This window comes from Halopseudomonas xiamenensis (assembly GCF_014219065.1).
In the GTDB taxonomy this organism is placed as follows: domain Bacteria; phylum Pseudomonadota; class Gammaproteobacteria; order Pseudomonadales; family Pseudomonadaceae; genus Halopseudomonas; species Halopseudomonas xiamenensis.
Map to the genome: position 1 here is coordinate 116,789 of NZ_JACLGO010000010.1, position 25,936 is coordinate 142,724.

25 protein-coding genes are annotated in these 25,936 nt (G+C 65.1%); 10 read left to right on the top strand and 15 right to left on the bottom strand.

Annotated elements, in window-relative coordinates; translation table 11 throughout:
* Nucleotides 1-21 precede the first annotated feature (21 nt).
* Nucleotides 22-1,371: a hypothetical protein gene (locus tag H6X51_RS09000; protein ID WP_185267209.1), complete on the top strand. Its 1,350-nt coding sequence runs from the start codon at nt 22-24 to the stop codon at nt 1,369-1,371.
* Here H6X51_RS09000 and H6X51_RS09005 read toward each other — a convergent pair.
* Together H6X51_RS09005 and argH are read right to left on the bottom strand one after the other, a co-directional pair.
* Nucleotides 1,355-1,534, bottom strand: coding sequence for a hypothetical protein (locus H6X51_RS09005; RefSeq protein WP_221627293.1), 180 nt, complete (start codon nt 1,532-1,534; stop codon nt 1,355-1,357). The two genes, H6X51_RS09000 and H6X51_RS09005, sit on opposite strands and share 17 nt — an antisense overlap.
* Nucleotides 1,534-2,928 (bottom strand): argininosuccinate lyase, encoded by a 1,395-nt coding sequence (gene argH / locus H6X51_RS09010; RefSeq protein ID WP_185267210.1) that lies wholly within the window; start codon nt 2,926-2,928, stop codon nt 1,534-1,536. Before argH ends, H6X51_RS09005 begins: the two co-directional genes overlap by 1 nt.
* Nucleotides 2,929-3,021: 93 nt before the next feature.
* Between argH and H6X51_RS09015 the strand changes: the two genes are divergently transcribed.
* From H6X51_RS09015 to H6X51_RS09040, 6 genes are all read left to right on the top strand, one after another.
* Nucleotides 3,022-4,083, top strand: coding sequence for a sensor histidine kinase (locus H6X51_RS09015; protein WP_185267211.1), 1,062 nt, complete (start codon nt 3,022-3,024; stop codon nt 4,081-4,083).
* Nucleotides 4,084-4,104: 21 nt separating this feature from the next.
* Nucleotides 4,105-4,854, top strand: a complete 750-nt coding sequence (locus tag H6X51_RS09020; RefSeq protein ID WP_185267212.1) for a LytR/AlgR family response regulator transcription factor — start codon at nt 4,105-4,107, stop codon at nt 4,852-4,854.
* Between the two features lie 80 nt (nt 4,855-4,934).
* Nucleotides 4,935-5,873, top strand: a complete 939-nt coding sequence (gene hemC / locus H6X51_RS09025) for a hydroxymethylbilane synthase (protein WP_185267213.1) — start codon at nt 4,935-4,937, stop codon at nt 5,871-5,873.
* Nucleotides 5,870-6,628: a uroporphyrinogen-III synthase gene (locus H6X51_RS09030; protein WP_185267214.1), complete on the top strand. Its 759-nt coding sequence runs from the start codon at nt 5,870-5,872 to the stop codon at nt 6,626-6,628. The genes hemC and H6X51_RS09030 overlap by 4 nt, the downstream gene beginning before the upstream one ends.
* Before the next feature lie 10 nt (nt 6,629-6,638).
* On the top strand, nt 6,639-7,838 hold the full coding sequence (locus tag H6X51_RS09035) for a uroporphyrinogen-III C-methyltransferase (protein ID WP_185267215.1): 1,200 nt from the start codon (nt 6,639-6,641) through the stop codon (nt 7,836-7,838).
* A complete protein-coding gene (locus tag H6X51_RS09040; RefSeq protein WP_185267216.1) occupies nt 7,831-9,072 on the top strand; it encodes a heme biosynthesis HemY N-terminal domain-containing protein in 1,242 nt (413 codons plus the stop codon). Before H6X51_RS09035 ends, H6X51_RS09040 begins: the two co-directional genes overlap by 8 nt.
* Before the next feature lie 41 nt (nt 9,073-9,113).
* Here H6X51_RS09040 and H6X51_RS09045 read toward each other — a convergent pair whose 3' ends face one another.
* The 4 genes from H6X51_RS09045 to trxA form a co-directional block, all read right to left on the bottom strand.
* Nucleotides 9,114-10,079, bottom strand: a complete 966-nt coding sequence (locus tag H6X51_RS09045; protein WP_185267217.1) for a 2Fe-2S iron-sulfur cluster-binding protein — start codon at nt 10,077-10,079, stop codon at nt 9,114-9,116.
* The gene (gene ubiD, locus H6X51_RS09050; protein ID WP_185267218.1) at nt 10,079-11,545 is read right to left on the bottom strand and encodes a 4-hydroxy-3-polyprenylbenzoate decarboxylase; all 1,467 of its coding nucleotides are present in this window, start codon (nt 11,543-11,545) and stop codon (nt 10,079-10,081) included. The genes H6X51_RS09045 and ubiD overlap by 1 nt, the downstream gene beginning before the upstream one ends.
* Before the next feature lie 136 nt (nt 11,546-11,681).
* The gene (gene rho, locus H6X51_RS09055; protein WP_185267219.1) at nt 11,682-12,941 is read right to left on the bottom strand and encodes a transcription termination factor Rho; all 1,260 of its coding nucleotides are present in this window, start codon (nt 12,939-12,941) and stop codon (nt 11,682-11,684) included.
* Between the two features lie 207 nt (nt 12,942-13,148).
* Entirely contained in the window at nt 13,149-13,475 is a 327-nt protein-coding gene (trxA, locus tag H6X51_RS09060; RefSeq protein ID WP_185267220.1) for a thioredoxin TrxA, read from the bottom strand.
* A gap of 175 nt (nt 13,476-13,650) precedes the next feature.
* Between trxA and ppx the strand changes: the two genes are divergently transcribed.
* Nucleotides 13,651-15,156, top strand: a complete 1,506-nt coding sequence (gene ppx / locus H6X51_RS09065) for an exopolyphosphatase (protein WP_185267221.1) — start codon at nt 13,651-13,653, stop codon at nt 15,154-15,156.
* Here ppx and ppk1 read toward each other — a convergent pair.
* The 3 genes from ppk1 to H6X51_RS09080 all read right to left on the bottom strand — a co-directional run bounded on the left by ppk1 (nt 15,135) and on the right by H6X51_RS09080 (nt 19,735).
* Nucleotides 15,135-17,360: a polyphosphate kinase 1 gene (ppk1, locus tag H6X51_RS09070; RefSeq protein WP_185267222.1), complete on the bottom strand. Its 2,226-nt coding sequence runs from the start codon at nt 17,358-17,360 to the stop codon at nt 15,135-15,137. The two genes, ppx and ppk1, sit on opposite strands and share 22 nt — an antisense overlap.
* A 15-nt stretch (nt 17,361-17,375) precedes the next feature.
* Nucleotides 17,376-18,389: a porphobilinogen synthase gene (gene hemB / locus H6X51_RS09075; protein WP_185267223.1), complete on the bottom strand. Its 1,014-nt coding sequence runs from the start codon at nt 18,387-18,389 to the stop codon at nt 17,376-17,378.
* A 113-nt stretch (nt 18,390-18,502) separates the two neighbouring features.
* Nucleotides 18,503-19,735, bottom strand: a complete 1,233-nt coding sequence (locus H6X51_RS09080) for a GGDEF domain-containing protein (RefSeq protein WP_185267224.1) — start codon at nt 19,733-19,735, stop codon at nt 18,503-18,505.
* 187 nt (nt 19,736-19,922) lie between these two features.
* On the opposite strand from H6X51_RS09080, the gene H6X51_RS09085 reads away from it, so the two are divergent.
* A complete protein-coding gene (locus H6X51_RS09085; protein ID WP_185267225.1) occupies nt 19,923-20,498 on the top strand; it encodes a DUF6436 domain-containing protein in 576 nt (191 codons plus the stop codon).
* A gap of 3 nt (nt 20,499-20,501) precedes the next feature.
* On the opposite strand, the gene H6X51_RS09090 is transcribed toward H6X51_RS09085, so the two are convergent.
* On the bottom strand, nt 20,502-20,957 hold the full coding sequence (locus H6X51_RS09090; RefSeq protein WP_185267226.1) for a YaiI/YqxD family protein: 456 nt from the start codon (nt 20,955-20,957) through the stop codon (nt 20,502-20,504).
* A 4-nt stretch (nt 20,958-20,961) separates the two neighbouring features.
* Nucleotides 20,962-22,878, bottom strand: coding sequence for an ATP-binding cassette domain-containing protein (locus H6X51_RS09095; protein ID WP_185267227.1), 1,917 nt, complete (start codon nt 22,876-22,878; stop codon nt 20,962-20,964).
* A gap of 34 nt (nt 22,879-22,912) precedes the next feature.
* Between H6X51_RS09095 and H6X51_RS09100 the strand changes: the two genes are divergently transcribed.
* Nucleotides 22,913-23,362 (top strand): TIGR02444 family protein, encoded by a 450-nt coding sequence (locus tag H6X51_RS09100; protein ID WP_185267228.1) that lies wholly within the window; start codon nt 22,913-22,915, stop codon nt 23,360-23,362.
* Nucleotides 23,363-23,427: 65 nt separating this feature from the next.
* On the opposite strand, the gene H6X51_RS09105 is transcribed toward H6X51_RS09100, so the two are convergent.
* The 4 genes from H6X51_RS09105 to secB all read right to left on the bottom strand — a co-directional run bounded on the left by H6X51_RS09105 (nt 23,428) and on the right by secB (nt 25,875).
* The gene (locus H6X51_RS09105) at nt 23,428-23,955 is read right to left on the bottom strand and encodes a hypothetical protein (protein ID WP_185267229.1); all 528 of its coding nucleotides are present in this window, start codon (nt 23,953-23,955) and stop codon (nt 23,428-23,430) included.
* Nucleotides 23,956-23,958: 3 nt separating this feature from the next.
* Nucleotides 23,959-24,447 (bottom strand): sigma D regulator, encoded by a 489-nt coding sequence (rsd, locus tag H6X51_RS09110; protein ID WP_185267230.1) that lies wholly within the window; start codon nt 24,445-24,447, stop codon nt 23,959-23,961.
* Between the two features lie 111 nt (nt 24,448-24,558).
* Entirely contained in the window at nt 24,559-25,074 is a 516-nt protein-coding gene (locus tag H6X51_RS09115) for a disulfide bond formation protein B (RefSeq protein ID WP_185267231.1), read from the bottom strand.
* Nucleotides 25,075-25,380: 306 nt separating this feature from the next.
* A complete protein-coding gene (secB, locus tag H6X51_RS09120) occupies nt 25,381-25,875 on the bottom strand; it encodes a protein-export chaperone SecB (RefSeq protein WP_185267232.1) in 495 nt (164 codons plus the stop codon).
* Between the last annotated feature and the right edge of the window lie 61 nt (nt 25,876-25,936).

Sequence of the window (25,936 nt, forward strand, 5' to 3'; positions counted from 1 at the left end):
CGAGTAGAAAAAGGACACCCCATGCACTTTGCTCATCGTGCCGTTGCCCTGCCGCTGGCCGGGTTGGCGATCCTGCTGTCTGGCTGCAATGAACCCGCTGCTAAAACCGCCGCGCCGGTACGCGATATGCCGGCCAGCCTGGCCGGAGAGCTGACCAGCCAGAGTAACGTCAACCTGAACGATGGTTCGCGCAACCAGAGTTTCGAACTGCAACTGCAGGCCGGTACGCTGTATCGGGTCAGTAGCAGTGGCGCCCTCAAGCAGCCAACCTTGCTGTTACTGTCCGAAGACAACCGCCCGGTCAGCGGACCGCGGGCCGAGCAGCTCTACCTGCAGCCGGAGCAGGACGGTCTCTACCGCCTGGCGATCAGCGGCAGCAGCCCCAGCGATTTCGGTCCGTTCCGCCTGGAGCTGAACACTGCGGAACTGACCAGCGAGGGTGAGCTGCAGCCGGGAGCGGATATCCTCGGACACCTGGGTTCCGGCACGAAGCAGGGCGGCAACCGCTACACCCTGCAGATTGCCGAGCCGGGGTTGTACGAGCTGCTGCTACGCTCCGACGAGTTCGACACGGTACTGAAACTGCGTGGTGCAGGTGTCAACCGTACCGATGACGATGGTGCCGGCGGTACCGATTCTCGCCTGCTGACCATGCTGCAGCAGGGCAGCTACCAGGTCATCGCCGGTGGTATCGATGCGGCTGATGAGGGCATCTACAGCCTGAGCTTCAAGCGCTGGGAGATGCCCGAGGGTATTACTCTCAGCGATGGGGACCAGCTGAAGCTCAATGAAGAGCGCTCCGGCATGCTCACCGGCCACCCGCAGAGTTATACGCTGGTGATCGAGCAGGCCGGGCTGCTGCAGGTGAGCATGCGCTCGGATGACTTCGACAGCCTGCTGGAACTGAATGGCCAGGGCATCAATACCCGCGACGATGACAGCGGCGGGGATCGTGATGCCTTGATCAGCGTGGCGGTCGAGCCGGGCAGCTACCGGATCAAGGCGGCGCAGCTCGATGGTGTGGACGGCATGTTCACCCTGGCTGCCGAGCTGTCCGAGGTGGCCATGCTGGGTGACAGCATCACGGCTGGCGAGACCCGGCTAGGTCGTCTGGTGACCGGACAGCCGGTCGCTACCCAACTGAACATCGGCGAGGCGGGGCTGTATCGCATTACCCTGCGCTCATCGCAGTTCGATGCGCTGCTCGGGTTGCAGGGTGCCGAGCTGGAAGAGCAGGACGATGACAGCGCCGGCGGCACCAACGCCCAGCTTGAGCTGTGGCTGGACGCGGGCGACTACCAGTTGCTCAGTGGCAGCTATGGCGATGAGGGAGAGGGCAGCTTCGTGCTGTCGGTCAGCGCGCCGCTGTAGGATCAGGCTGTTCCTGCTGCTCCTGTGCCAACTCGTCGAGCTGGCACAGGGTGCAGTCACCCTCATCCGGATGGTTGCTTTCCACATAGCGCACCCGGCGCCGTGCCGACTGCCGGTCGGCACTGACGCGATAACGCGGGCGGTCAGCTGATTCGCGCTGCATTACTGCCCCAGCAGCGCGCGGCCACGCTGTACCGCGGCCCTGACCTGGGCCGGTGCGGTACCGCCGATATGGTCACGCGCGTTCACCGAGCCTTCCAGGGTCAACACCTCGAACACGTCCTGTTCGATCTGGTCGCTGAAGCGGCGCAGCTCCTCCAGGCTCATCTCGGCCAGGTCCTTGCCGCTGTCCACACCGTATTTCACCGCATGGCCGACGATCTCATGGCAGTCGCGGAACGGCAGGCCCTTGCGCACCAGATAGTCGGCCAGGTCGGTGGCGGTGGAGAAGCCGCGGCGGGCCGCTTCGCGCATCACTTCGATGCGCGGCTGGATCGCCGGGATCATGTCGGCGAAGGCGCGCAGGCTGTCGCGCAGGGTGTCGGCGGCGTCGAACAGCGGCTCCTTGTCCTCCTGGTTGTCCTTGTTGTAGGCCAGCGGCTGGCTCTTCATCAGGGTCAGCAGGCCCATCAGGTGGCCATACACGCGACCGGATTTGCCGCGCACCAGTTCGGGCACGTCGGGGTTCTTCTTCTGCGGCATGATCGACGAGCCGGTGCAGAAGCGGTCGGGCAGCTCGATGAAGTTGAACTGGGCGCTGGTCCACAGCACCAGCTCCTCGGAGAAGCGTGACAGGTGCATCATCGCCAGCGAGGCGGCGGCGCAGAATTCGATGGCGAAGTCACGATCGGATACGCCGTCCAGCGAGTTGCCGGAAACGGCCTCGAAGCCCAGCAGCTCGCAGGTCAGGCTGCGGTCGATGGGATAGGTGGTGCCGGCCAGCGCGGCGCTGCCCAGCGGCATGCGGTTGACCCGCCTGCGGCAGTCGAGCAGGCGCTCGCGGTCACGGCACAGCATCTCGAACCAGGCCAGCAGATGGTGGCCGAAGGTCACCGGCTGGGCGGTCTGCAGGTGGGTGAAGCCGGGCATGATTACCGCCGCGTGCTGCTCGGCCTGCTCCAGCAGCCCGCGCTGCAGGCGCTCCAGTTCGGCGACGATGATGTCGATCTCCTCGCGCAGCCACAGGCGGATATCGGTAGCCACCTGGTCGTTGCGCGAACGGCCGGTGTGCAGCTTCTTGCCGGTGATGCCGATGCGCTCGGTCAGGCGTGCCTCGATGTTCATGTGCACGTCTTCCAGGTCCACCCGCCAATCGAACTGACCTGCCTCGATCTCGGTCTGGATCGCCTGCAGCCCGTCGATGATGCTGTCGCGCTCGGTTTCACTGAGCACGCCGACCTTGGCCAGCATGCTGGCGTGGGCGATGGAGCCCTGGATGTCGTGTTTGTACAGGCGCTTGTCGAAATCGACCGAGGCGGTGAAGCGGGCGACGAAGGCGTCCACCGGCTCGCTGAAGCGGCCGCCCCAGGATTGGTTGGTAGTCTGATCTTGGCTCATGTGTCGGATCGTTCCGCAGCTGTGATGTGAAAAGGCGCATAGCATAGCATTTCCGGCTTGCGCCATGGCGCCCGGCTGGCGGACACTGCGCGGATGAAGAATGGACTCTGGTCATTGTTGAGCAAGCCCCAGGCGGGGGAGGATTTCTTCCTCCCGGACCTGTGCTCGTCCGTGGCGGTGTTCACCCTGGTGGTGCTGGCCGAGCTGATGGTGCTGGTTCTGGTGCTGGCGCAGCCGATCGGCGACGGCTTCGACTGGCTGCAACTGGCGATGGCCTCGCTGTTCGTGCAGTGGATAGTGCTGCTGTCCGCGGCCCTGCTGTGTCGCCTGCGCAACTGGATGCGGCGGCGCCCGCTGGGACTGGCGATCGCCTGCTGCTATGCGGTGGTGGTGGGGCTGGCGCTGCTGTTCACCGTACTGGCCGACTGGGTATTGCAGCAGGGCATGGCTGGACGCCCACCATTGCATGGCGAGCAATTGCTGCGCCACGGGCTGATCGCGCTGATCATGACCAGCCTGCTGCTGCGCTACTTCTACCTGCAGCAGCAATGGCAGCTGCATAACCAGGCAGCCCTGCAGGCGCGCCTGCAATCGCTGCAGTCGCGCATCCGCCCGCACTTCCTGTTCAACAGCCTCAACAGCATCGTCAGCCTGATCGGCAGCCAGCCGGCACGGGCGGAGAGCGCGGTGCTGGACCTGTCCGACCTGTTCCGTGCCAACCTCACCGATACCGATGCACTGGCCACCTGGGGCGAGGAGCATCGCTTGTGCCTGGGCTACCTGCGCATCGAGCAGTACCGCCTGGGCGAGCGCCTGCAGGTGTCCTGGCAGGTCGAGGAGCTGCCGGCGGCGCTGCCGATGCCGCTGCTGACCCTGCAGCCGCTGCTGGAGAATGCCATCCTGCATGGCCTGCAGCCGAGCATCAGCGGGGGCGATATCCAGGTCAGCGGCCACTACCGCGAGGGCCGCGTTGAACTGCTGGTCTCCAACAGTTGTCCACAGCAATCGGAGCACCAGGGAGCCAGCATGGCCCTGAACAATATCCGCGCACGCCTGGCTGCCCTGTTCGGACCGGCGGCCCGGGTCGAAGCGTGGCAGGACGGGCCGCGCTACTTCAGCAGGCTGGTCTATCCTTGTAAGCAACCGTCCACTTAACGCACAGGAAGTCATTCAGGCATGAAAGTACTTATCGCCGATGATGAACCTCTTGCCCGGGAGCGTCTGGCCAGGCTGGTGTCCGCCTTGCCGGGCTACACCGCGCTGCCGGAGATGGCAGCCAATGGGCAGGAGGTGCTGGAACTGGTTGAAAAACTGCACCCGGACATCGTCCTGCTGGATATCCGCATGCCGGGCATGGATGGCCTGCAGGCGGCAGCCCGCCTGTGCGAGATGCCCGATGCGCCGGCGGTGGTGTTCTGCACCGCACATGGCGAATATGCGCTGGAAGCATTCGCCGTCAGCGCGGTCGGCTATCTGCTCAAGCCGGTGCGCAGCGAGGACCTGGCCGAGGCGCTGGGCAAGGCGCAGAAGCTCAACCGCCTGCAGCTGGCCAGCCTTGGCAAGGCCGGCATCGCCAGCGAGACGCAGCAGGCGCGCAGTCATATCAGCGCGCGTACCCGCAAGGGCGTGGAGCTGGTGCCGATCGAGGATGTGCTGTATTTCGTCGCTGATCACAAGTATGTGACATTGCGTCACAGTGCTGGCGAGCTGCTGCTGGATGAGCCGCTGAAGGCGCTCGAGGATGAGTTCGGTGAGCACTTCGTGCGCATTCACCGCAATGCGCTGGTCGCGCGCAACCGCATCGGGCGGCTGCAGCGCAGCTCCATGGGGCATTTTCATCTGCACCTGAAGGGCCTGCCGGACGAGACCCTGACCGTCAGCCGGCGGCACGTGCCGGGGCTGCGCAAACTGATGGAAGGACTCTGACGCCAGGTTGGCAGGCCGGCGCGCATGGATGATAGCCGGGGCATGGCGTATCATGCCGGTTGGTACAGGACGAGAATCCCATGAGTCGACATCTGCGAATCGCCACCCGCAAGAGCGCACTGGCCCTGTGGCAGGCCGAATATGTGAAAGCGCGCCTTGAACAACTGCACCCCGAGCTGACCGTCAGCCTGGTGCCCATGGTCAGCCGCGGCGACAAGCTGCTGGACGCACCGCTGGCCAAGATCGGTGGCAAGGGCCTGTTCGTCAAGGAGCTGGAAGCCGCACTGCTGGCCAACGAGGCCGACCTGGCGGTGCATTCCATGAAGGACGTACCCATGCAGTTCCCCGAAGGGCTCGGGTTGTACGTCATCTGCGAGCGGGAAGACCCGCGTGACGCCTTCGTTTCCAATACCTTCGAATCCATCGATGCGCTGCCCCAGGGCAGCGTGGTCGGCACCTCCAGCCTGCGCCGTCAGGCGCAACTGATGGCCCGCCGACCGGACCTGCAGATCCGCTTCCTGCGCGGTAACGTCAATACCCGCCTGGCCAAGCTGGATGCTGGAGACTACGACGCCATCATCCTCGCCGCCGCCGGGCTCAAGCGCCTGGGCTTCGACCAGCGCATCCGCAGCGCCATCGCCCCCGAGCTGAGCCTGCCGGCGGGTGGGCAGGGTGCGGTGGGCATCGAATGTCGCAGCGATGACAGCGAACTGCACGAGCTGCTGGCGCCGCTGAATGACCTGGACAGCGCCCTGCGGGTACGCGCCGAGCGTGCGCTGAACAATCGCCTGAACGGTGGCTGCCAGGTGCCAATCGCCTGCTATGCCGAGCGCAGCAATGGCGAGATCTGGCTGCGTGGCCTGGTTGGTGACCCGGATGGCCAGCGACTGCTGACCGCCGAGGCCCGCGGACCTGAATCCGAGCCGGAGCAGCTTGGCGTCGCGGTGGCCGAGGACCTGCTGCGCCAGGGTGCGCAACAGATTCTTGATGCGGTTTACCGGGAGGCCGACGGCCAGTGAGCGATGTGCTGCTGACACGTTCGCCGGAGGATAACCACCGCCTGGCTGCACTGTTGCAGCAGCACGGCATCACGGCGCGGAGCCTGCCGCTGCTGCAGATCGAACCGCAGCCGGAGACGCCGCAGCAGCGCAGCCTGATGCTGGAGCTGGACCGCTATCATGCGGTCATGGTGGTCAGCCCGATTGCTGCCCGCCTGGGCCTGGAGCGGCTGGATCAATACTGGCCGCAACCGCCGCTGGGGGTCGAATGGTTTGCCGTGGGCGGGGGGACCGCCGCGGTACTGGAAGACTACGGACTGCCGGTGCAGATCCCGCAGGACGGCCAGGACAGCGAGGCGTTGCTGCGCTTGCCGGCCTGGCAGCGCCTGCTGGGCCTGCCCGATCTGCGCGTACTGATCTGGCGTGGTGAAGGTGGTCGCGAGCATCTGGCCGGGACCATCCGCGACGCGGGCGGTCGCGTCGATCTGCTGGAGCTGTATCGGCGCGCCATGCCGACGGCGCTGGCAGAGCAGCTCGGCAGCGCTGCCGCGGATGACTGCCGGGGCATAGTGATACTTAGTGGCCAGGCACTGCAGCATTGGCAGTGCGCGGCCGGAACAGCATGGGAGCAGCAGCGTCACTGGCGCTGCTGGGTCCCGGGGGAGCGGATCGCCGCACTGGCGCAGCAACTGGGCTGCACCGATGTGGTGTCCTGCCAGGGTGCCGACGACGCCAGCGTGCTGGCGGCGGTCGTTGCTCACCCGCTCACGCCATAAGGGGAAATGCGTGGAACCGACCAAAGACAATAATCAGCAGAACGCCAACCCGCCAGCCACCGATGCCGTGCCGACAGCGTCGGCAACCGCAGCGCAGCAGACCGGCGACAAGCCTGCCGACAAGGCTGCCGGCAGCAGTGGCACCCCACCGCCCCGGGTGCCCCCGGCGAAGGCCCGGAAAACCACGGGTGGCGGACGTGGCGTGGGCCTGCTGGCATTGCTGGTCGCCGCCGCGGCGCTGGGTCTGTCTGGTTGGCAGTGGTACCAGACACAGCAGTCCGGCCAGGCCCAACAGCAGCAACTGGAAAACCGCCTGACCGAGCTGGCCAACACCCAGCGCCAGAACCAGAGCAGTGCCGAGCAACGCCTGCAGGGACTACCGGTGGCCGAGGAGTGGCAACAGCTGCAGCGCCTGACTGCCGACCTGCAACGCAGCCAGCAGGCGCTCAGCCAGCGTCTGGATACGCTGCAGGGGGATGCGCGGGCCGACTGGAAACTGGCCGAGGCCGAGTACCTGCTGCGCCTGGCCTCGCTGCGCCTGCTGGCCGCCCAGGACGTGGCCTCGGCCCGGGAGCTGCTGGAAGCGGTTGACGATATTCTGCAGACCCAGCCGGACAGCGGCGTGTTTGCCGTACGCGAGCAACTGGCGCGCTACCAGACCCAGCTTGAAGCCTTGCCGCTGGTCGACCGCTCCGGGCTGTTCCTCAAGCTGGCCGCGCTGCATGACCAGGTGGCCGAGCTGGTGGCGCTGCCGGTACCGGTATTCGACCCGGACGAGGTGACCCCGGAAGAGGAATTCGAGGATCGCCTGGCCCGGCGTACCCGTGGTGAACGCATGCTGATGCGCCTGGAGCGCTACGTACGGGTCGACTTCCAGCGTGGCAAGGTAATTACACCGCTGCTCGACGAGGCCGAGATGCAGCGCGTGCGGCGCACCCTGCAACTGACCTTGGAACAGGCCCAATGGGCGGTATTGCGGGGCGAGGGCGAGATCTATCGCGACAGCCTGGAGCGTGCCGGCGGCATGCTCGAACAGTTCTTCGAGCTGGATAACCCGCAGGTGCGGGCCGTGCAGAGCCGCTTGATGCAACTGGCCGGCGAGCGTGTCAGCGTCACCGCGCCGGACCTGGCTCCGCTGCAACAGGGGTTGGCGGCCTATATGCAGAGCCGCAAGAGTCCCGCCGCCAGTGGGGAGAGCGCCGATGAGTAAAAGCTATATCGCGGTGCTGGTGGTCCTGCTGATCGCTGCCTTGCTGGGCATGGCGGTCGCCGAGGACCCCGGTTATCTGCTGATCGCCTGGCGCAATATGTCGGTCGAAACCAGCATCTGGGTGGGGCTGGCCTTCGTGCTGGCCCTGTGGCTGCTGTGGGCGCTGCTGCGGGCCACGGTGCGGGTGATCAACGCCTCCAGCCGCCGGGTCAATCCATGGTCGCGGCACAACCGTGCCCGGCGGGCCAACCAGGTCACTACCCGCGGCCTGCTGGAGTTTGCCGAAGGCCATTGGGCCAACAGCCTGCGCCTGCTGCGCCGCGCCGCGCCGCATGCCGATCAGCCGCTGATCAATTACCTGGCCGCTGCCCGCGCCGCACACGAGATAGAGGATTATCGCGAGGCCGACAGCCTGCTGCGCGAAGCCTATGAAACCACGCCCCAGGCCGATGTCGCCATCGCCGTGACCCAGGCGCAGTTGCAGATCGCCCGCGGCCAGCTGGAGCAGGCCCTGGCGACCCTGACCCGGGTGCGCAAGGAACATCCCAAGCACCTGTATGCGCTCAAGCTGATGGGGCAGTTGTATCTGCGCCTGGAGGACTGGGAACGGCTCGAACAGCTGCTGCCGGAGTTGCGCCGTCACCGCCTGTACAGCGAGGCGGACCAGCAGACCCTGGAGCGTCAGGTCTATGTCGCCCTGCTGACCCAGGCCGCGCAGCGCAGCGAGGGGCTGGCGGTCGGCGCCGCCAACCCGGTGAGCAGTGTCTGGGAGCGGGTGCCCAAGCCGTTGCGGCAGGATGCCGGGCTGATTGAAACCTACGCCCTGCAATTGCGTGCCTCCGGCGCCGAGGTGCATGCCGAGAAGGTGCTGCGCGAGGCGTTGTCGCACTTCTACAGCGATCGGTTGGTGCATATCTACGGCCTGGTGCGCGGCGCCGATCCGGCCCGCCAGCTGGATACCGCCGAGCACTGGCTGGCCGATCATGCGCATGACGCCACGCTGCTGCTGGCACTGGGCCGGCTGGCGCTGCGCAACAGCCTGTGGGGCAAGGCCCGTGAGTACCTGGAGGCAAGCTTCGCCAGTCGCCGGGATATCCAGACCTGTGCCGAACTGGTACGCCTGCTCGAACACATGGGCGAGACCAAGGCGGCGCAGCAGGTACTGCGCCAAGGCTTTGCGCTGATGACCCACGATCTGCCACAGCTGCCGCAGCCGCGAGCATCCGGGGTGTAGCGCCCCGGCCTGCATTCGGGCGCTATACCCCGACGCCGTGCTCAGCGTGGCGCGTAGGCGAACACATCCGAATGGATCTGCTGCTCCACTGCGCCGGCGGCGAGCAGCGCGTCCAGCGTGGCGTAGACCATGGGTGGTGAGCCGCACAGGTAGAAGTCGTAGTCGGCCAGGTTGCTCAGGTCCTCGCATACCGCCTCGGACAGCATGCCCTGGCGGCCCTCCCAGTCTGGCACGTCGCTGACCACCTGGTGCAGGTACAGGTTGGGCTGTTGCTGCCAGTGCGCCCAGTGCGGTGCCTGGTAGAAGTCCTCCGGCTGGCGTACCCCCCAGTACAGGTGCATGGGCAGTTGCAGGCCCTGATGCAGGCAATACTGGGCCAGGCTCTGCATCTGCGCCAGGCCGGTGCCGGCGGCGATCAGTACCAGGGGCCGCTGCGGCAGGCGGGGCAGGCTGCAGTCGCCCAGCGGTGCCTTGATGCGCACCAGGCGCTGCTGGCGGATATGCTCAACCAGCGCCCGGGTACTCTGCTCGCGGACCAGGATGTGCAGCTCCAGCACGCGCTCCTCGTGCGGGGCGGAAGCGATGGAGAAGGCCGACAGCTCGCCATCGAAGCGCTCCAGCAGCAGGTACTGGCCGGCATGGTAGCGTAGCGGCTTGCCCGCCGGGGTGCGCAGCAGCAGGCGGCAGACATCGCCGCCGACATCCTGGATCTCGATCAACTGACAGGCCAGGCTGCGCAGTGGCAGCTCATCCGGCCCCAGCACACCTTCCCAGAGCAGCTCGCAATCCTCCAGCGGTTCGGCGACGCAGGTGAACAGCTCACCGCTGCGCCGCTCGGTGCCGTCCTGGCGCACCCGGCCGCTGATCAGGTTGGCGGCGCAGATATGGCAGTTGCCGTTGCGACAGCTCTGCGGCGCATCGAAACCCAGGCGCCGGGCGGCGTCGATGATGCGCTCGCCGGGCAACAGCTCGATCACATGCCCGGAAGGCTGCAGGGTGACTTTCATCAATCGATTCCCAGTTCGGACCAGATGGCGTCTATGCGCTGTTTTACCGCCGGGTCCTGCTCGATGGCGGTACCCCATTCGCGGCTGGTCTCGCCATGCCACTTGTTGGTCGCATCCAGGCCCATCTTGCTGCCCAGGCCGGAGACCGGCGAGGCGAAGTCCAGGTAGTCGATCGGCGTGTTGTCGATCATCACGGTGTCGCGCTTGGGGTCCATGCGGGTGGTTATGGCCCAGATCACATCGTTCCAGTCGCGCACGTTGATGTCATCGTCGACCACGATGACGAACTTGGTGTACATGAACTGGCGCAGGAAGCTCCATACGCCGAGCATCACTCGCTTGGCATGGCCGGGGTACTGCTTCTTCATCGACACCACCGCCATGCGGTAGGAACAGCCTTCGGGCGGCAGGTAGAAGTCGGTGATCTCCGGGAACTGCTTCTGCAGGATCGGCACGAACACCTCGTTCAGTGCTACGCCGAGTACCGCCGGCTCATCCGGTGGACGACCGGTATAGGTGCTGTGGTAGATCGGCTTTTCCCGCTGGGTGATGCGCTCCACGGTGAATACCGGGAAGCTGTCCACCTCGTTGTAGTAGCCGGTATGGTCGCCGAACGGACCCTCATCGGCCATCTCGCCGGGGTGGATCACCCCCTCCAGCACGATCTCGGCCCCGGCCGGCACCTGCAACTCGGAGCCGCGGCACTTGACCAGCTCGGTGCGCTGGCCGCGCAGCAGGCCGGCGAAGGCGTATTCGGACAGGGTATCGGGCACCGGGGTCACCGCGCCGAGGATGGTCGCCGGGTCGGCGCCCAGGGCCACCGCCACCGGGAACGGCTGGCCGGGATGCTTCTCGCACCACTCGCGAAAGTCCAGCGCGCCGCCGCGGTGGCTGAGCCAGCGCATGATCACCTTGTTGCGACCGATTACCTGCTGGCGGTAGATGCCCAGGTTCTGCCGATCCTTGTTCGGCCCGCGGGTAACCACCAGCCCCCAGGTGATCAGCGGCCCGGCATCGCCGGGCCAGCAAGTCTGCACCGGGATCTGTGCCAGGTCCACGTCATCGCCTTCGATCACCCGGGCCTGGCAGGGTGCATCACGCACCACCTTGGGCGCCATGGAGATGACCTTCTTCACCAGCGGCAGCTTGGACCAGGCGTCCTTCAGCCCCTTCGGCGGATCGGGTTCCTTGAGGTAGGCCAGCAGCTTGCCGATCTCGCGCAGCTCGCTGACATCATCGGCGCCCATGCCCAGGGCGACCCGTTCCGGGGTGCCGAACAGGTTGCCGAGTACCGGCATGTCGAAGCCGGTGGGGTTCTCGAACAGCAGTGCCGGGCCGCCCTTGCGCAGGGTGCGGTCGCAGATTTCGGTCATTTCCAGCACGGGGGAGACGGGTGTCTGGATGCGCTTCAACTCGCCGCGCTGTTCCAGGCCCTTGATGAAGTCTCGCAGATCGGAGTATTGCATGGCAGCTTCAGGCCTCAAGCTTCAAGCGGCAGGCTGACCGTGGTCAGCGCTGCCGCCCGTGAATGGGGTGTGCTACAGATACTGACACTGCGGCAATTCGGCGAGGCCGGCTTGCCGCTGGTAGCTGGCCGCTGATTTACTTGCGCTTCATCGACAGGAAGAACTCGTCGTTGGTCTTGGTGTCCTTCAGACGGTCGAGGAGGAATTCGATGGCGGCGATCTCGTCCATGGAGTGCAGGATCTTGCGCAGGATCCACATGCGCTGCAGTTCGTCCTCGCTGGTCAGCAACTCTTCGCGACGGGTACCGGAGCGGTTGATGTTGATCGCCGGGAACACACGCTTCTCGGCAATCTTGCGATCCAGGTGGATCTCCATGTTGCCGGTACCCTTGAATTCCTCGTAGATCACCTCGTCCATCTTCGAGCCGGTATCGACCAGCGCGGTGGCGATGATGGTCAGGCTGCCGCCTTCCTCGATGTTACGCGCGGCACCGAAGAAACGCTTGGGCTTCTCCAGCGCATGGGCGTCGACACCACCGGTCAGCACCTTGCCGGAGCTGGGGATCACGGTGTTGTAGGCACGGGCCAGACGGGTGATGGAGTCGAGCAGGATGATCACGTCCTTCTTGTGCTCGACCAGGCGCTTGGCCTTCTCGATGACCATCTCGGCGACCTGCACGTGACGGCTCGGCGGCTCGTCGAAGGTCGAGGCGACCACTTCGCCGCGCACGGTGCGCTGCATCTCGGTCACTTCTTCCGGGCGCTCGTCGATCAGCAGTACGATCAGATGGCACTCGGGATTGTTGCGGGCGATGTTGGATGCCACGTTCTGCAGCATCAGCGTCTTGCCCGCCTTCGGCGGCGCCACCAACAGACCGCGCTGGCCCTTGCCGATCGGTGCGCACAGATCGATGATGCGCGCCATCAGGTCCTCGGTGGAGCCGTTACCGGCTTCCATCACCAGGCGCTCATCGGGGAACAGGGGGGTCAGGTTCTCGAAAAGGATCTTGTTCTTGGTGTTTTCCGGGCGGTCGAAGTTGATCGAGTCGACCTTCAGCAGTGCGAAGTAGCGTTCGCCATCCTTCGGTGGGCGGATCTTGCCGGAAATGGTGTCACCGGTGCGGAGGTTGAAGCGGCGGATCTGGCTGGGGGAAACATAGATATCGTCGGGGCCGGCGAGGTAGGAGGAGTCAGCCGAGCGGAGAAAACCGAAACCATCCTGCAGAATTTCCAGTACGCCGTCGCCGTGTATGTCTTCACCGCCTTTGGCGTGCTTCTTGAGGATGCCGAAGATCACATCCTGCTTGCGCGATCGGCCCATGTTCTCGAGGCCCATCTGGTCAGCGGTTTCCAGCAGTTCGGTTATAGGTTTTTGCTTGAGTTCAGTCAGGTTCATAGGTTCGGTGAGTTGTGGCGTCTTTCGGCAGGACGGGGTTAGTAACAGCCGCCATGTGAGTATGGGGCGATGGTTTGGCAAGTAGGGAAGCCAGTTGCCGCAGGGTGCGACAGGGAGTTGGAAAGCAAATCTAGCACCGCTGCGCGACGCCGTCTACATTTGCGATCAAGAAAATGCATCCCCGGCGGGCCGGGGATGCATGGCATATCAGATATTGCTGTCGAGAAAGGCGGCCAGCTGGGACTTGGACAGGGCGCCTACCTTGGTCGCTTCCACATTGCCATCCTTGAACAGCATCAGCGTCGGAATACCGCGTACGCCATACTTCGGCGGGGTGTCGGTGTTCTCGTCGATGTTCAGTTTGCAGATCTTGAGCTTGCCTTCGTAGTCGCGGGCAATGTCATCCAGGACCGGGGCTATCATCTTGCACGGGCCACACCATTCAGCCCAGTAGTCGACCAGGACAGGGCCGTCGGCCTTCAGCACTTCAGCGTCGAAGCTGCCGTCGGTGACGTGCACGATCAAATCACTCATGAGTTTCTCCAGGGAAAAGGTTCGCTAGCTGATGCAGATGGAGCGGATGATAACATCCCCCTGCGCAACTGTGAAACGCACGATAAACCGGTATCCGGCCGCGCAATTTGTCGCATGAGGCGGACACTGGCGGCCGAGGGGGGTAGAATTCCCCCACGACAGATAGGGGAAGCGCATGGTGCAGACAGAACACACGGATTTTCCGTTGGTGGCGACCATCGACCTGGGTTCCAACAGTTTCCACATGGTGCTGGCCCGGGTGGACCACGGCGAGATACGGATACTCGAACGCATCGGCGAGAAAGTGCAACTGGCGGCTGGTCTGGACGATGACGACAATCTCAGCGAAGAAGCCATGCAGCGCGGGCTCGATTGCCTGCGGCGCTTCGCCCAACTGATCAATGGCCTGCCGGCGGGCGCGGTGCGCATCGTCGCCACCAACACGCTGCGTGTGGCGCGCAACCGCGCGGTGTTCATCCAGCAGGTCAAGCAGATCCTCGGCCACCGGGTGGAGGTGATTTCCGGGCGCGAAGAGGCTCGGCTGATCTATCTCGGGGTGGCCCATACCCTGGCCGATGACGCCGGCAAGCGCCTGGTGGTGGATATCGGCGGAGGCAGTACCGAATTCATCATCGGCGAGCGCTTCGAGTCGGTGCTGCGCGAGAGCCTGCACATCGGCTGCGTGTCCTTCGGCCGCCAGTTCTTCGCCGATGGGCGCATTACCGCGTCGCGCTACAGCCAGGCGTATACCGCCGCGCGGCTGGAGCTGATGCAGATCGAGCAGGGTATCCAGCGGCTGGGCTGGCAGGAGGCGGTGGGCGCCTCGGGCACCATCCGCGCCATCGGCCAGTGCATCCGCAGCGCCGGGCTGGGCAATGGCGAGGTCAATCGCGAGGGCGTGCAATGGCTCAAGCGCAAGGTACTCAAGGCTGGGCAGGTGGACAAGCTGACCCTGTCCGGGCTCAAGGCCGAGCGGCGGGCCGTGTTGCCCTCCGGGCTGGCCATCCTCGAAGCACTGTTCGACGCACTCGACGTGCAGTGCATGCAGCACTCCGAAGGGGCGTTGCGCGAGGGCGTGCTGTACGAGCTGCTCGGTCGTCACCAGCATGAGGACGTGCGCGAACGCACGCTGTCGGCCCTGGCCGAGCGCAGTCATGTCGACCAGGAACAGGCGGCGCGGGTCGAGCACAAGGCGCTGAGCCTGCTGCACAAGGTGGCCGAACCCTGGGGGCTGACCGACAGCAAGCAGGCCGACCTGCTGCGCTGGGCGGCGCGGGTGCATGAGGTGGGCCTGGACATTGCCCACAGCCAGTACCACAAGCACGGCGCCTACCTGATCGAACATGCCGACCTGCCGGGCTTCTCCCGCCAGGAGCAGCAGTCGATGGCGCTGCTGGTACGCGGCCACCGGCGCAACCTGCCGGGCGAGGAGCGCATGGCCGAGCTGGGCGAGGATGGCCCGCCGCTGCGCCGGCTGTGCATGCTGCTGCGCCTGGCAATTCTCTACCACCACATCCGTGGCTACCAGGACATGCCGGAACTGGAAGCCGAGGCGGATGAGCACAGCATGACGCTGTGCTTCCCGCCAGGCTGGCTCGAGGAAAACCCGCTGACCCAGGCTGACTTCGCCCAGGAAGCGCAGTACTGGGCGAAGATCGGTTACACGCTGACGGTACGCTGAGGCGAGCTGGCCAGTTTCTCCAGCAGCGTGCCCTGCGCGCTGCGCGGGTTCTGGTTGCCGGTCGGGCTGCTGCGCAGGTAACTGCCATCGCTCTGCAGTATCCAGGCCTGGGTGTTGTCGCTCAGGTGCACCTGCAGCTCCTGCTTGGCCCGGGTGATCAGCTTCTTGCCTTCCAGCGGGAAGCAGGTCTCCACGCGCTTGTCCAGGTTACGCTCCATCATGTCCGCGCTGGACATCCACACCTGCTCCTGGCCTTCGTGCAGGAAGTAGTACACCCGGCTGTGCTCAAGGAAGCGGCCGATCACCGAGCGCACGCTGATATTGTGCGACACGCCGGGCACGCCGGGGCGCAGGCAGCACATGCCGCGGATGATCAGGTCGACCTTGACCCCCGCCTGGGAAGCCTTGTACAGCGCCTTGATGATCTTGGCATCGGTCAGCGCGTTGGCCTTGGCGATGATGTGTGCCGGCTTGCCGGCCTGGGCCGCCAGGGTCTCGCGGTTGATCAGTTCGAGCAGCCGGCGCTTCAGGGTGAAGGGGGCCTGCAGCAGCTTCTTCATGCGCTGGGCCTTGCCCATGCCAATCAGCTGGTTGAACAGCTTGTGCACGTCCTCGGTCATGGCCAGGTCCGAGGTCAGGATGCTGTAGTCGGTATACAACCGCGCATTGCCGGCATGGTAGTTGCCGGTGCCCATATGCACGTAGCGGCGCAGGTCGTTATCTTCGCGGCGCAGGATCAGCATCATCTTGGCGTGGGTCTTGAAGCCGACCACGCCGTAGATCACCACCGCGCCGGCCTGCTGCAGACGGCTGGCCAGCTGCAGGTTGGACTCCTCGTCGAAGCGCGCACGCAGCTCGATGACCACGGTGACTTCCTTGCCGTTGCGCGCCGCCTCGACCAGGGCGTTGACGATCTCCGAGTTGGCACCGGTACGGTACAGCGTCTGCTTGATCGCCAGCACGTTGGGGTCCTGGGCGGCCTGGCGCAGCAGGTCGACCACTGGGCTGAAGGACTCGTAGGGGTGCAGCAGCAGGATGTCCTGCTTGCGGATGGCCTGGAACAGGTTGTCGGCGCTGGACAGCAGCTTGGGAATACCCGGGCTGAACGGCGGAAACTGCAGTTCCGGATGATTGTCCAGGCCGGTGATGGAGAACAGCCGGGTCAGGTTGACCGGACCGTTGACCTCGTACAGCTCCGACTCGCTCAGGCCGAACTGCTTGAGCAGGAACTCCGCCAGCGGCTTGGGACAGTTGTCGGCCACCTCCAGGCGTACCGCATCGCCATAGCGGCGTGACAGCAGCTCGCCGCGCAGCGCGCGGGCCAGGTCATCGACCTCGTCGGGATCGACGATCAGGTCGGCGTTGCGGGTCAGGCGGAACTGGTAGCAGCCAAGTACCTTCATGCCAGGGAACAGGTCGTCGGCATGGGCGTGGATCATTGATGACAGGAACACGAAGTTGTCGCCACCGTCGCACAGCTCGTCGGGGATGCGGATCAGCCGCGGCAGCGAGCGTGGCGCCGGGATGATCGCCAGGCCACTGTCGCGCCCGAAGGCGTCGATGCCCTCGAGCTGCACGATGAAGTTCAGGCTCTTGTTCACCAGCAGCGGGAACGGGTGGGTCGGGTCCAGTCCGATCGGACTGATGATCGGTGCGATCTCGTTGCGGAAGAAGCGCCGTACCCACAGGGTCTGCTTGTAGGTCCACTGCCGGCGCCGCACGAAACGGATCTTCTCCCGTGCCAGCGCCGGCAGCAGGATATCGTTGAGGATCGAATACTGCCGGCTGACCTGCTGGTGCGCGATCTCGCTGATCTTGCTCAGCACCTGTTGCGGTTGCAGGCCATCGGGGCCGGTCTGCTCGCGGGCGAAGGTGATCTGCTTCTTCAGCCCGGCGACGCGGATCTCGAAGAACTCGTCCAGGTTGCTGGAGAAGATCAGCAGGAACTTGAGCCGCTCCAGCAGCGGGTAGGATTCATCCAGTGCCTGCTCCAGCACGCGGATATTGAACTGCAGCTGGGACAGCTCGCGGTGGATGTACAGCTCGGGCGCATCCAGCGAGGGAACAGGCGTTTCCACCGGCTCCGGCGCGGCGACAACGGCCGGTACGGCGGACACCTGGTTGCGGGGTGCGGCAGGACTGTCGTCCGGCTGCGTGGTGGGGGTGTCGATGTGCAATTCAGGCGCGTTGTCAGTGTCCCGCATGGTGTCCTCTGGTAGTTACTCCCGCCCGCGCAGTTGCCGGGCGGCGTGTTTTGCATAGTACGTGAGAATGGCGTCGGCGCCGGCCCGCTTGATCACCGTCAGCGACTCCATGATCACAGCCTCGCTGAGCCAGCCGTTGGCGATCGCCGCCTGGTGCATGGCGTATTCGCCGCTGACCTGGTAGACGAAGGTCGGTACCTTGTGCACGTCCTTGACCCGGCGCACGATATCCAGGTACGGCATGCCCGGCTTGACCATCACCATGTCGGCACCCTCGGACAGGTCCTGGGCCACTTCGTGCAGGGCCTCGTCGCTGTTGGCCGGGTCCATCTGGTAAGTGGCCTTGTCGGCCTTGCCCAGGTTGCCGGCCGAGCCGACCGCATCACGGAACGGGCCATAATAGGCGCTGGCGTACTTGGCCGAGTAGGCCAGGATGCGCGTATGGATATGCCCGGCCGCTTCCAGTGCCGCACGAATCGCGCCGATGCGCCCATCCATCATGTCCGATGGAGCCACCACGTCGGCACCGGCATCGGCATGCGACAGCGCCTGCTTGACCAGCGCCTCGACGGTGATGTCGTTCAGCACATAGCCCTGCTCGTCGATGATGCCGTCCTGGCCGTGGGTTGTGAAGGGGTCCAGGGCGACGTCGGTGATCACTCCCAGTTCGGGAAAGCGCTGCTTCAGCGCGCGGGTGGCGCGTTGCGCCAGGCCCTCGGGGTTCCACGCCTCGGCGGCATCCAGCGACTTGGCCGTGGCCGGGGTCACCGGGAACAGCGCCACCGCCGGAATGCCCAGCTCGACCAGTTCGGCTGCTTCCTCCAGCAGCAGGTCGATGGACAACCGCTCGATGCTCGGCATGGAAGCCACCGCCTCGCGCTGCTGGCTGCCCTCAAGCACGAACACCGGATAGATCAGGTCGTCGGTGCTCAGCCGGCTTTCGCGCATCAGGCGACGGGAAAAGTCATCCTTGCGCGAGCGGCGCATGCGGGACAGGGGAAACGGGCGGTTGGCAGGCTGAAAGTTCACTGTAGCTCCCAGGGTGTAGAACACCGGTCTGATGGTGGAACGGAAGACCGGGGCACCGGCGACGCTGGGAACGGGTGACGCTGCATCCAGCCCGGCGAATGCTCAGGCCTTCCTTATACGTCGAGATTATGACGGAATTGAGACAGTAAACGTAGGGCCATCTTGTCGCGCAGCGCGGCATCGGCCTCGCTGCATATCTCTACGCGGTTGCGGCCCAGCGCCTTGGCCCGGTACAACGCGGCATCGGCGGCGGCCACCAGCGCGTTATAGTCATGCCCATAGAGGTTGGTACCGGCCACGCCCAGGCTGATGCTGAGCATGACCGGCTGGTCGGAGATGTTCTCGGTATGGCTGTTGACCGCCAGGCGGATGCGCTCGGCCACCTCGCCGGCATCACCTACGTCGAGGCCCGGCAGCAGCAGTACGAACTCCTCACCACCGAAGCGGCCCAGCAGGTCGCCGGCGCGCATGTGCAGGCGGATACGGGTGACCAGGTGACAGAGCACGGCATCGCCGGTCTGGTGGCCGAACTCGTCATTGATGCGCTTGAAATGATCGGCATCGAGCATGATCAGCGTTGCCGGCAGTTGGCGCTGGAAGGTGACGTCGAGCAGCCCCTGGGCCTGGTCGTGCATGCTGCGGCGGTTCAGCGTGCCGGTCAGGGCGTCATGTTCGGACAATTGCTGCAGCGCCATGATGGTGCGGTAATGGGTCATCAGGATGAAACCGCCGGCCATGCCGATCTGCGCCACCATCACCCCCAGCAGCGTGGCATTGTGCAGCGTCCGGCTGGTGGCCGCGTAATCCTGCAGCAGCCCCTGGAAGCCGGCGGTGGCCCGCAGCAGCAGGCCGATGCCACTCAGCAGCATGATGCCGCCGGTGAACCAGTAGGCACGCCGCAGCGGCGCGCGTGCCGGTACCAGCAGCTCACGTGCCGACAACAGGCACAATACGCCCAGGCAGATGGCGGTGGTGGTCAGTCGGGCCGCGGCGCTGTCCTGCACCTGATGCAGGTGTCCGAGTATCAGCATGGCCAGCAGCGCTGCCAGTATCGGTCCGGCCTGTGGCTGGCTCAGCCCCTTGAACGCGCGTACACCGAGCCAGATGACGCCCAGGCCCAGTACCATCAGCCCGGTGGCCAGTATCTGGGAAATGCTGTGGTGCAACAGCCCCTGGCTGATGTTCAATACCAGCCCCATGGTCAACGCCAGGTTGCCCAGCGCCCAGTGCCGCAGGCCTTTCTCGCTACCCGAATGCCAGGCGGCCATGATCAGCACCAGGGTCATGCCCAGGGTGACCAGGACCAGCGCCAGTGCCAGGGAAAATGTGTTCAGCTCGGTTTGCATATGGCGGGATCCATCCTTGTCCGACTGTGCGGGCTGGCACCATTTTCCTGGATAACCAATGAGACTAATGTGCCTGGTTAACAGATTAAAGCGCAATTTTTGCAGGATGTGCGGCGGTTGGCAGAACAGATATGGCTTTATGCCATGACATGGCTGTAGCTTGCGGAGTAATTGAAGAGAGGTGGTGATGCGTATTTGGCAGCGAGGGTTGCTGGCGTCTCTGGTGGTCATCTGGGCCGCAGGGCTGGGCTGGGCCTGGTGGTGGTTCGACGGTCGGCATGCTACCACCTTCGAGCGCCCGGCGTACTTCGACGGCAGCGCTGTGCCGGGACCCTTCGCACCGGGGCAGATCCAGGTGGTGCATGTATGGCAGAGCGGTTGCCCGTGCAATGCCGGGCATGAGGCCTACATCAGCGAGATGACCGAGCGCTTCAGCGCACGGGGTGTGCGCTTTGCCCGGGCCGGCAGCCTGCCGGGTGGCCGGGGCGACATTCTTGCCGATCTGCCGCATTGGCCGCTGCCAGAGGACTGGTCAGGCTGGCCGGGTGGGCCTTCGGTGGCGATCTGGGATGCCCGGGGTCGGCTGGCCTATGTCGGACCCTACAGCGATGGGGCAAGTTGCAACCAGGACAGCAGCTTCATCGAGCCGGTATTGCAGGCATTGCTGCAGGGGCGGGCGGTGAATATCACTCGGCAGGATACGGTGGCCTGTTTGTGTCAGCTGGATGAACAGGCATTCGGTGGCTATCCACTGCAGCCATGAGTGCTACTTGCCCAGCCCCTGGGCCAGCAAGCGGTCCAGGGCGTTGGCGAAGGCCTGCTTGTCCTTGTCGTTGTAGGGCGCCGGACCGCCGCGTCCGGCCAGCCCGGCGCCGCGCAGTTCGTCCATCAGGTTACGCACCGCCAGGCGTTCGCCGATACTGCCCTTGTCGTAGATCTCGCCCCGCGGGTTGATCGCGGTGATGCTGCGCCGCACCAGTCCGTCGGCCAGCGGGATATCCGCGGTCACCACCAGATCGCCGGGTTGCGCATGTTCGATGATGTAATGGTCGGCCTCGTCCGCACCGCCGGGCACCACCACCTGGCGCACCCCCGGCGCGGGCGCCAGGCCCAGGGCGCTGTTGGCCACCAGCACCAGCTGCAGTTCGCGGCGGCGGGCTGCCCGCAGCATGATCTCGCGTACCGGGCGGGGGCAGGCGTCGGCGTCGATCCACAAAGTCATGATTTCAGGCCTCGGACAGTTGCGTCTGCAGCTGCTCCAGTGCCTCGTGGGCTTCCAGCCACTGCATCTCCAGCTCATCGATGCGCTGTCGGCACTCGGCCTGTTCGGCCAGTAGTTGCTTGAGGCGTTCGCGCTGGGTGTCGCTGTACAGGTCATTGTCGGCCAGGGCGGCTTCGATGCCGACCATCTGCTGCTGGGCCTGGTCCAGTCGTTTTTCCAGCTGGTCGGCGGTCTTTTTCAGTGGTGCCAGGCGTTGGCGCTGTTCGGCGGCCAGGCGCCGCTGAGCCTTGGCGTCGACCTTGGGGCCGGCCGCGGCCGGCGTGCTGTCGGCGGCCAGACTGGCCTGTTGCTGACGGAACTGGGCGAGCCAGCGGGTGTAGCTGTCCAGGTCCTGCTCATAGGTGGTCAGCCGGCCATCGGCGACCAGCCACAGCTCGTCGGTGGTGTCGCGGATCAGCGCGCGATCGTGGGATACCAGCAGCATGGCGCCTTCGAAGTTCTGCAACGCCACGCTCAGGGCATGGCGCATTTCCATGTCCAGGTGGTTGGTCGGTTCGTCGAGCAGCAGCAGGTTGGGTTTCTGCCAGGCGATCAGCGCCAGTGCCAGGCGCGCCTTCTCGCCACCGGAGAAGTGCAGCACCGGCTCCTCGGCACGACTGCCATGGAAATCGAAGCCGCCGAGGAAGTTGCGCAGCTCCTGTTCGCGTACCTGCGGAGCCAGGCGCGCGAGATGTAGCAGCGGGCTGGCCTGTGGATCTAGGCTGTCGAGCTGATGCTGGGCGAAATAGCCGATCGCCAGGTGCTCGCCGGTCTTCAGCTCGCCGCCAATCAGCGCCAGGCTGCCGGCCAGGGTCTTGATCAGGGTCGATTTGCCGGCGCCGTTGGGGCCGAGTACGCCGATACGTGCGCCGGGGGCGAGCTGCAGTTTGACGTCCTGCAATACTGCCGCGCCGTTGTAGCCGAGCACACCTTCGCGCAGGTCGAGCAGCGGGTTCGATTGGTGGTCGGCCTCGCGGAAGCTGAAATTGAACGGCGAGTCTACATGCGCCGGGCTTAGCAGCTCCATACGTTCCAGGGCCTTGAGCCGGCTCTGCGCCTGGCGTGCCTTGGTCGCCTGGGCGCGGAACCGGGCAATGTACTTCTGCATGTGCTCGCGCTGGGCCTGCTGTTTCTCGAAGGCGGCTTGCTGCTGGCTCAGGCGTTCGGCGCGAGTCCGTTCGAACTGGCTGTAGCCGCCACGGTACAGCGTCAGTTGGCGCGACTCCACATGCACGATATGCTCGACCACCGCATCCAGGAAGTCGCGGTCATGGGAGATCAGCAGCAGCGTGCCCTGGTAGCTCCTGAGCCAGTCCTCCAGCCACAGGATGGCATCCAGGTCCAGGTGGTTGGTCGGCTCGTCGAGCAGCAGCAGGTCGGAGGGGCACATCAGCGCCTGGGCCAGGTTCAGGCGCATCCGCCAGCCACCCGAGAAGTCCCCGACGCGGGCCTCGCACTGTGCCGGACTGAAACCCAGCCCGGACAGCAGTGTGCGCGCCCGGCTGTCGGCGCTGAAGCCATCATGGGCTTCCAGTTCGGCATACAGGGTGCCAAGCTGGGCAGCGTCCTGCTGCTGTTCGGCGGTGGCCAGGCGCTGCTGGATCTGCCGCAGGCGCTGGTCGCCGTCCAGCACGTAGTCGACGGCGATGCGCTGCAGATCATCGATCTCCTGGCGCATGTGGGCGATGCGCCAGTCCGCCGGCAGCGAGCAATTGCCGGCGTCGGGCGTCAGCTCGCCGCGCAGCAGGGCGAACAGGCTGGATTTGCCGGCGCCATTGGTGCCGAGCAGGCCGACTTTCTGCCCCGGATGCAGGGTCAGGTTGGCATTGTCCAGCAGGCGCAACGGGCCGCGTTGCAGGGTCAGGGAGTCGATCTTTATCATGGCGCGGAGTATATCAGTGTCGATGGGGTCTGCGATGGCTGGATTGAGTGATTATGCCGGCTGGCTGTATGCCCGGCCGGGGATGCAGCAACTGCTGCTGGGGCTGCAGGATGAGGCCGGGCAGGATGTGTTGCTGCTGCTGACCGCCTGCTGGCTGGGGCAGCGGCGGGCGGTGGCTGATCCGCAGCTATGGCAGAGGCTGCAGGCCAGCCAATCGCCCTGGCGACAGCAGGTGATCGCGCCGCTGCGCCAGGCCCGCCGGGCCTTGGCCGGGGCTGAGAGCACTGCGGACTTGTATGCCCGGGTCAAGGACTGTGAACTGGCCGCCGAGTGGTATCAGCTGGAGCGGCTCGAACGGCTGTGCCTGCCGCTGGACAGCAGCACCGAGGCAACGCTGGCCTGTATCCGCGCGCAGCTGGCGCTGTGCTGCGAAGGGCTGCGTGACCCTCGGCTGGAGCAACTCGCCGAGGTCGCTGCCGGATAACCCGGCAGCGGGCTGTCGAGCGCCTGCTCGACGACTGCGTGGCTGTAGCCGCAGGTGGCTGCTGGTCACTCGCTCGATGGTTCAGCTGGCGCTGTCGGGGTAGGTGCGGCAGCCGCTTTCCTGCTGCGTGAGCGGCGCTGTGGTGGGCGCTTGGGGGCTTTGCTCGCCGCCGGGTCATTGCGTCTTTCGATCGCCTGGGTCACCTGCAGGTCGATGCGATCCAGCCCCTTGGCCAGCCGCAGGGTCTGGCGCACATCATTCTGCAGTTGTCGGACGTAATCCTCGGCGTCGCTGCGCGACTGGGTCAGGACCGCCATCCCGGCGCTCAGCTCGTCTATCTTGCCGCGCAGTTTGTCCGTGGTCTTGCCGTTGGCCTCGGGGTCGACGGCCGCCAGCTTCTGCTGTGCCTGGTCGAGCCGCTCCTGCTGCCTGGCATGTTCGCGTTCGAGCTTGTCCAGCGCCTTGCGGGCGTCCGCTTCCGCCTGGCTGCAGGCTTCGGCCAGATGCTCGTTGAGCGTGCGCGTCAGTACCTGCAGCAGGTGCAGCGGTGTCTGTACCCGGGCGGATTGCTTGTCTTCGGTTTTGCCGGTCACGGATTACTCCATCGTCTCGGTAACGCAATGGCTGCTGCGATAGGCGTTGTGCAGCACTTCGATCAGACAGTCTTCCAGCTCGAAACGTTCGAGCAGCAGGCCGCCCATCTTCAGCAGGCGCGAATGCATGACATCTTCCTTGAGCACGCGGGTATTCTGCGCGCCGTAGTAGTCATTGAAGATGACCGCGAACTGGGTAATGGTCTCGATGCGTGGCATCACCTGGGCCATCAGGTCCAGGGCACGTTCATCGCCGGCTTCCTCGGCGCCGCGCACCAACTGCTCATAGACGGCAAAATGCCCTGCCGACACGTAATCGAGCAGGGCAATACAGAAGTTGTTGAGGGATTGCTGGATGCTGATGGAGGGGTCCGTACGGTCGCGCAGGGCGGTGTAATGATCCACGAGCACCTGGCGTTCAGCCAGCCAGCGGTCGATGAGCTTGTCTACTCCGCCCCAGCGTTCCTGAGCTGTTTTGCACTTTTCCAGCATGATCCACCTCGTCTTGCCTTGTGAGCCGGGATTGGGATAGCTGTTCCCGTGGAGGCAACAGAATAGGCCAGTCCGTGCTGCGGTATCAAGCGTGGTGACCGACAGGTCGGATCAGTCCTCGCGGCGCAGCAGCTGCACCAGTCCGAACAGGGCGAAGCCGATGAACGCCAGCAGGGTGCACTCGGCAATACTCAGGCCGAGGAAGGTCCAGGTCACCTTGGCGCAGTCGGCGGTGCCGCTGAACAGCAGGGTGAGCATTTCCATCATCGGCAGCACGTCGATCATGTAGTCGAGGCTGGGCAGGCAGGATGGTAGCTGGTCGGCAGGCTGATGCTGCAGCCAGATCTGCCGGCTGGCGGTGGCACCGCCGAAGATCGCCAACAGGGTGATACCCACGGCATAGGCGCGGGCGGCGCGGCTACGCTTGCGCCCGGCCTTGGGTTGGGGGTTGTGCAACACCGCTGCCAGGCAGGTCAGGCCGATGATGAAGAAGGCGAAACGCTGAACCATGCACAGAGGGCAGGGCAGCAGGCCCATCACGTATTCCATGTAGTACGCCGCAGCCAGCAGCAGCACACAGGCGATGAAGGCGAACAGATACAGCGGGCGTGAAGCTGGCAGGGTCATGCGCACATCCAATGGCCGGGGGAGCGGTGCAATACCTTAGTTGATGCGAAGGGAGCCTGACAAGCGCCAACCGAATGGCGCTTGGTCGCTCCCTGCCCCGAACGGCTTCTCCTTGGCCCCCCACCATCCTTCGCCACCCCGTCATCCTTCGCCCCCTCCCCGTCATCCTCGGCGCAGGCCGAGGATCCATGGTGCCGGTTGACTCGAAGTGGCCGGTGGATCCTTCGCCTTCGCGAAGGATGACGGGAGGCGGGAGCGGGGGCGAAGGTTGACGGGATTCCGGGAATGACGCCGGAATGGAGGCCCTCAGGCGTTGGCGGTTTCGGCGGCGCGGCGCTGTTCGGCCTGGGCGAACAGGGCGTCGAAGTTGACCGGGGCCAGCATCAGGGGAGGGAAGCTGCCACGCAGTACCAGGTTGTCGATGGCTTCGCGGGCATAGGGGAACAGGATGTTCGGGCAGAAGGCGCCGAGGGTATGGCGCATGCCAGCCTCATCCAGTCCGCTGATGGCGAAGATGCCGGCCTGCTGCACTTCGGCGATGAAGGTGACGTCTTCTTCACCGTTGGTCACAGTGGCGGACAGGCTCAGCACCACTTCATAGATGCCGTCCTGCAGCTGGGTATGACGGGTATTGAGGTCCAGGTTGACCTGGGGGTTCCACTGGTTCTGGAATACCGCCGGCGCCTTCGGCGACTCGAAGGAGAGGTCCTTGACGTAGATGCGCTGCAGATTGAACTGCACCTGCGGCTGGTTGCCCTGTGCGCCATTGGCGGTTGCGTTGTTCTGTTGTTCGTCGGCCATGATGGGTCCTTGTTGGTTCCAGTGGTGTGGTCGCCTCTGAAAACTACTGCGCTCGGCCATG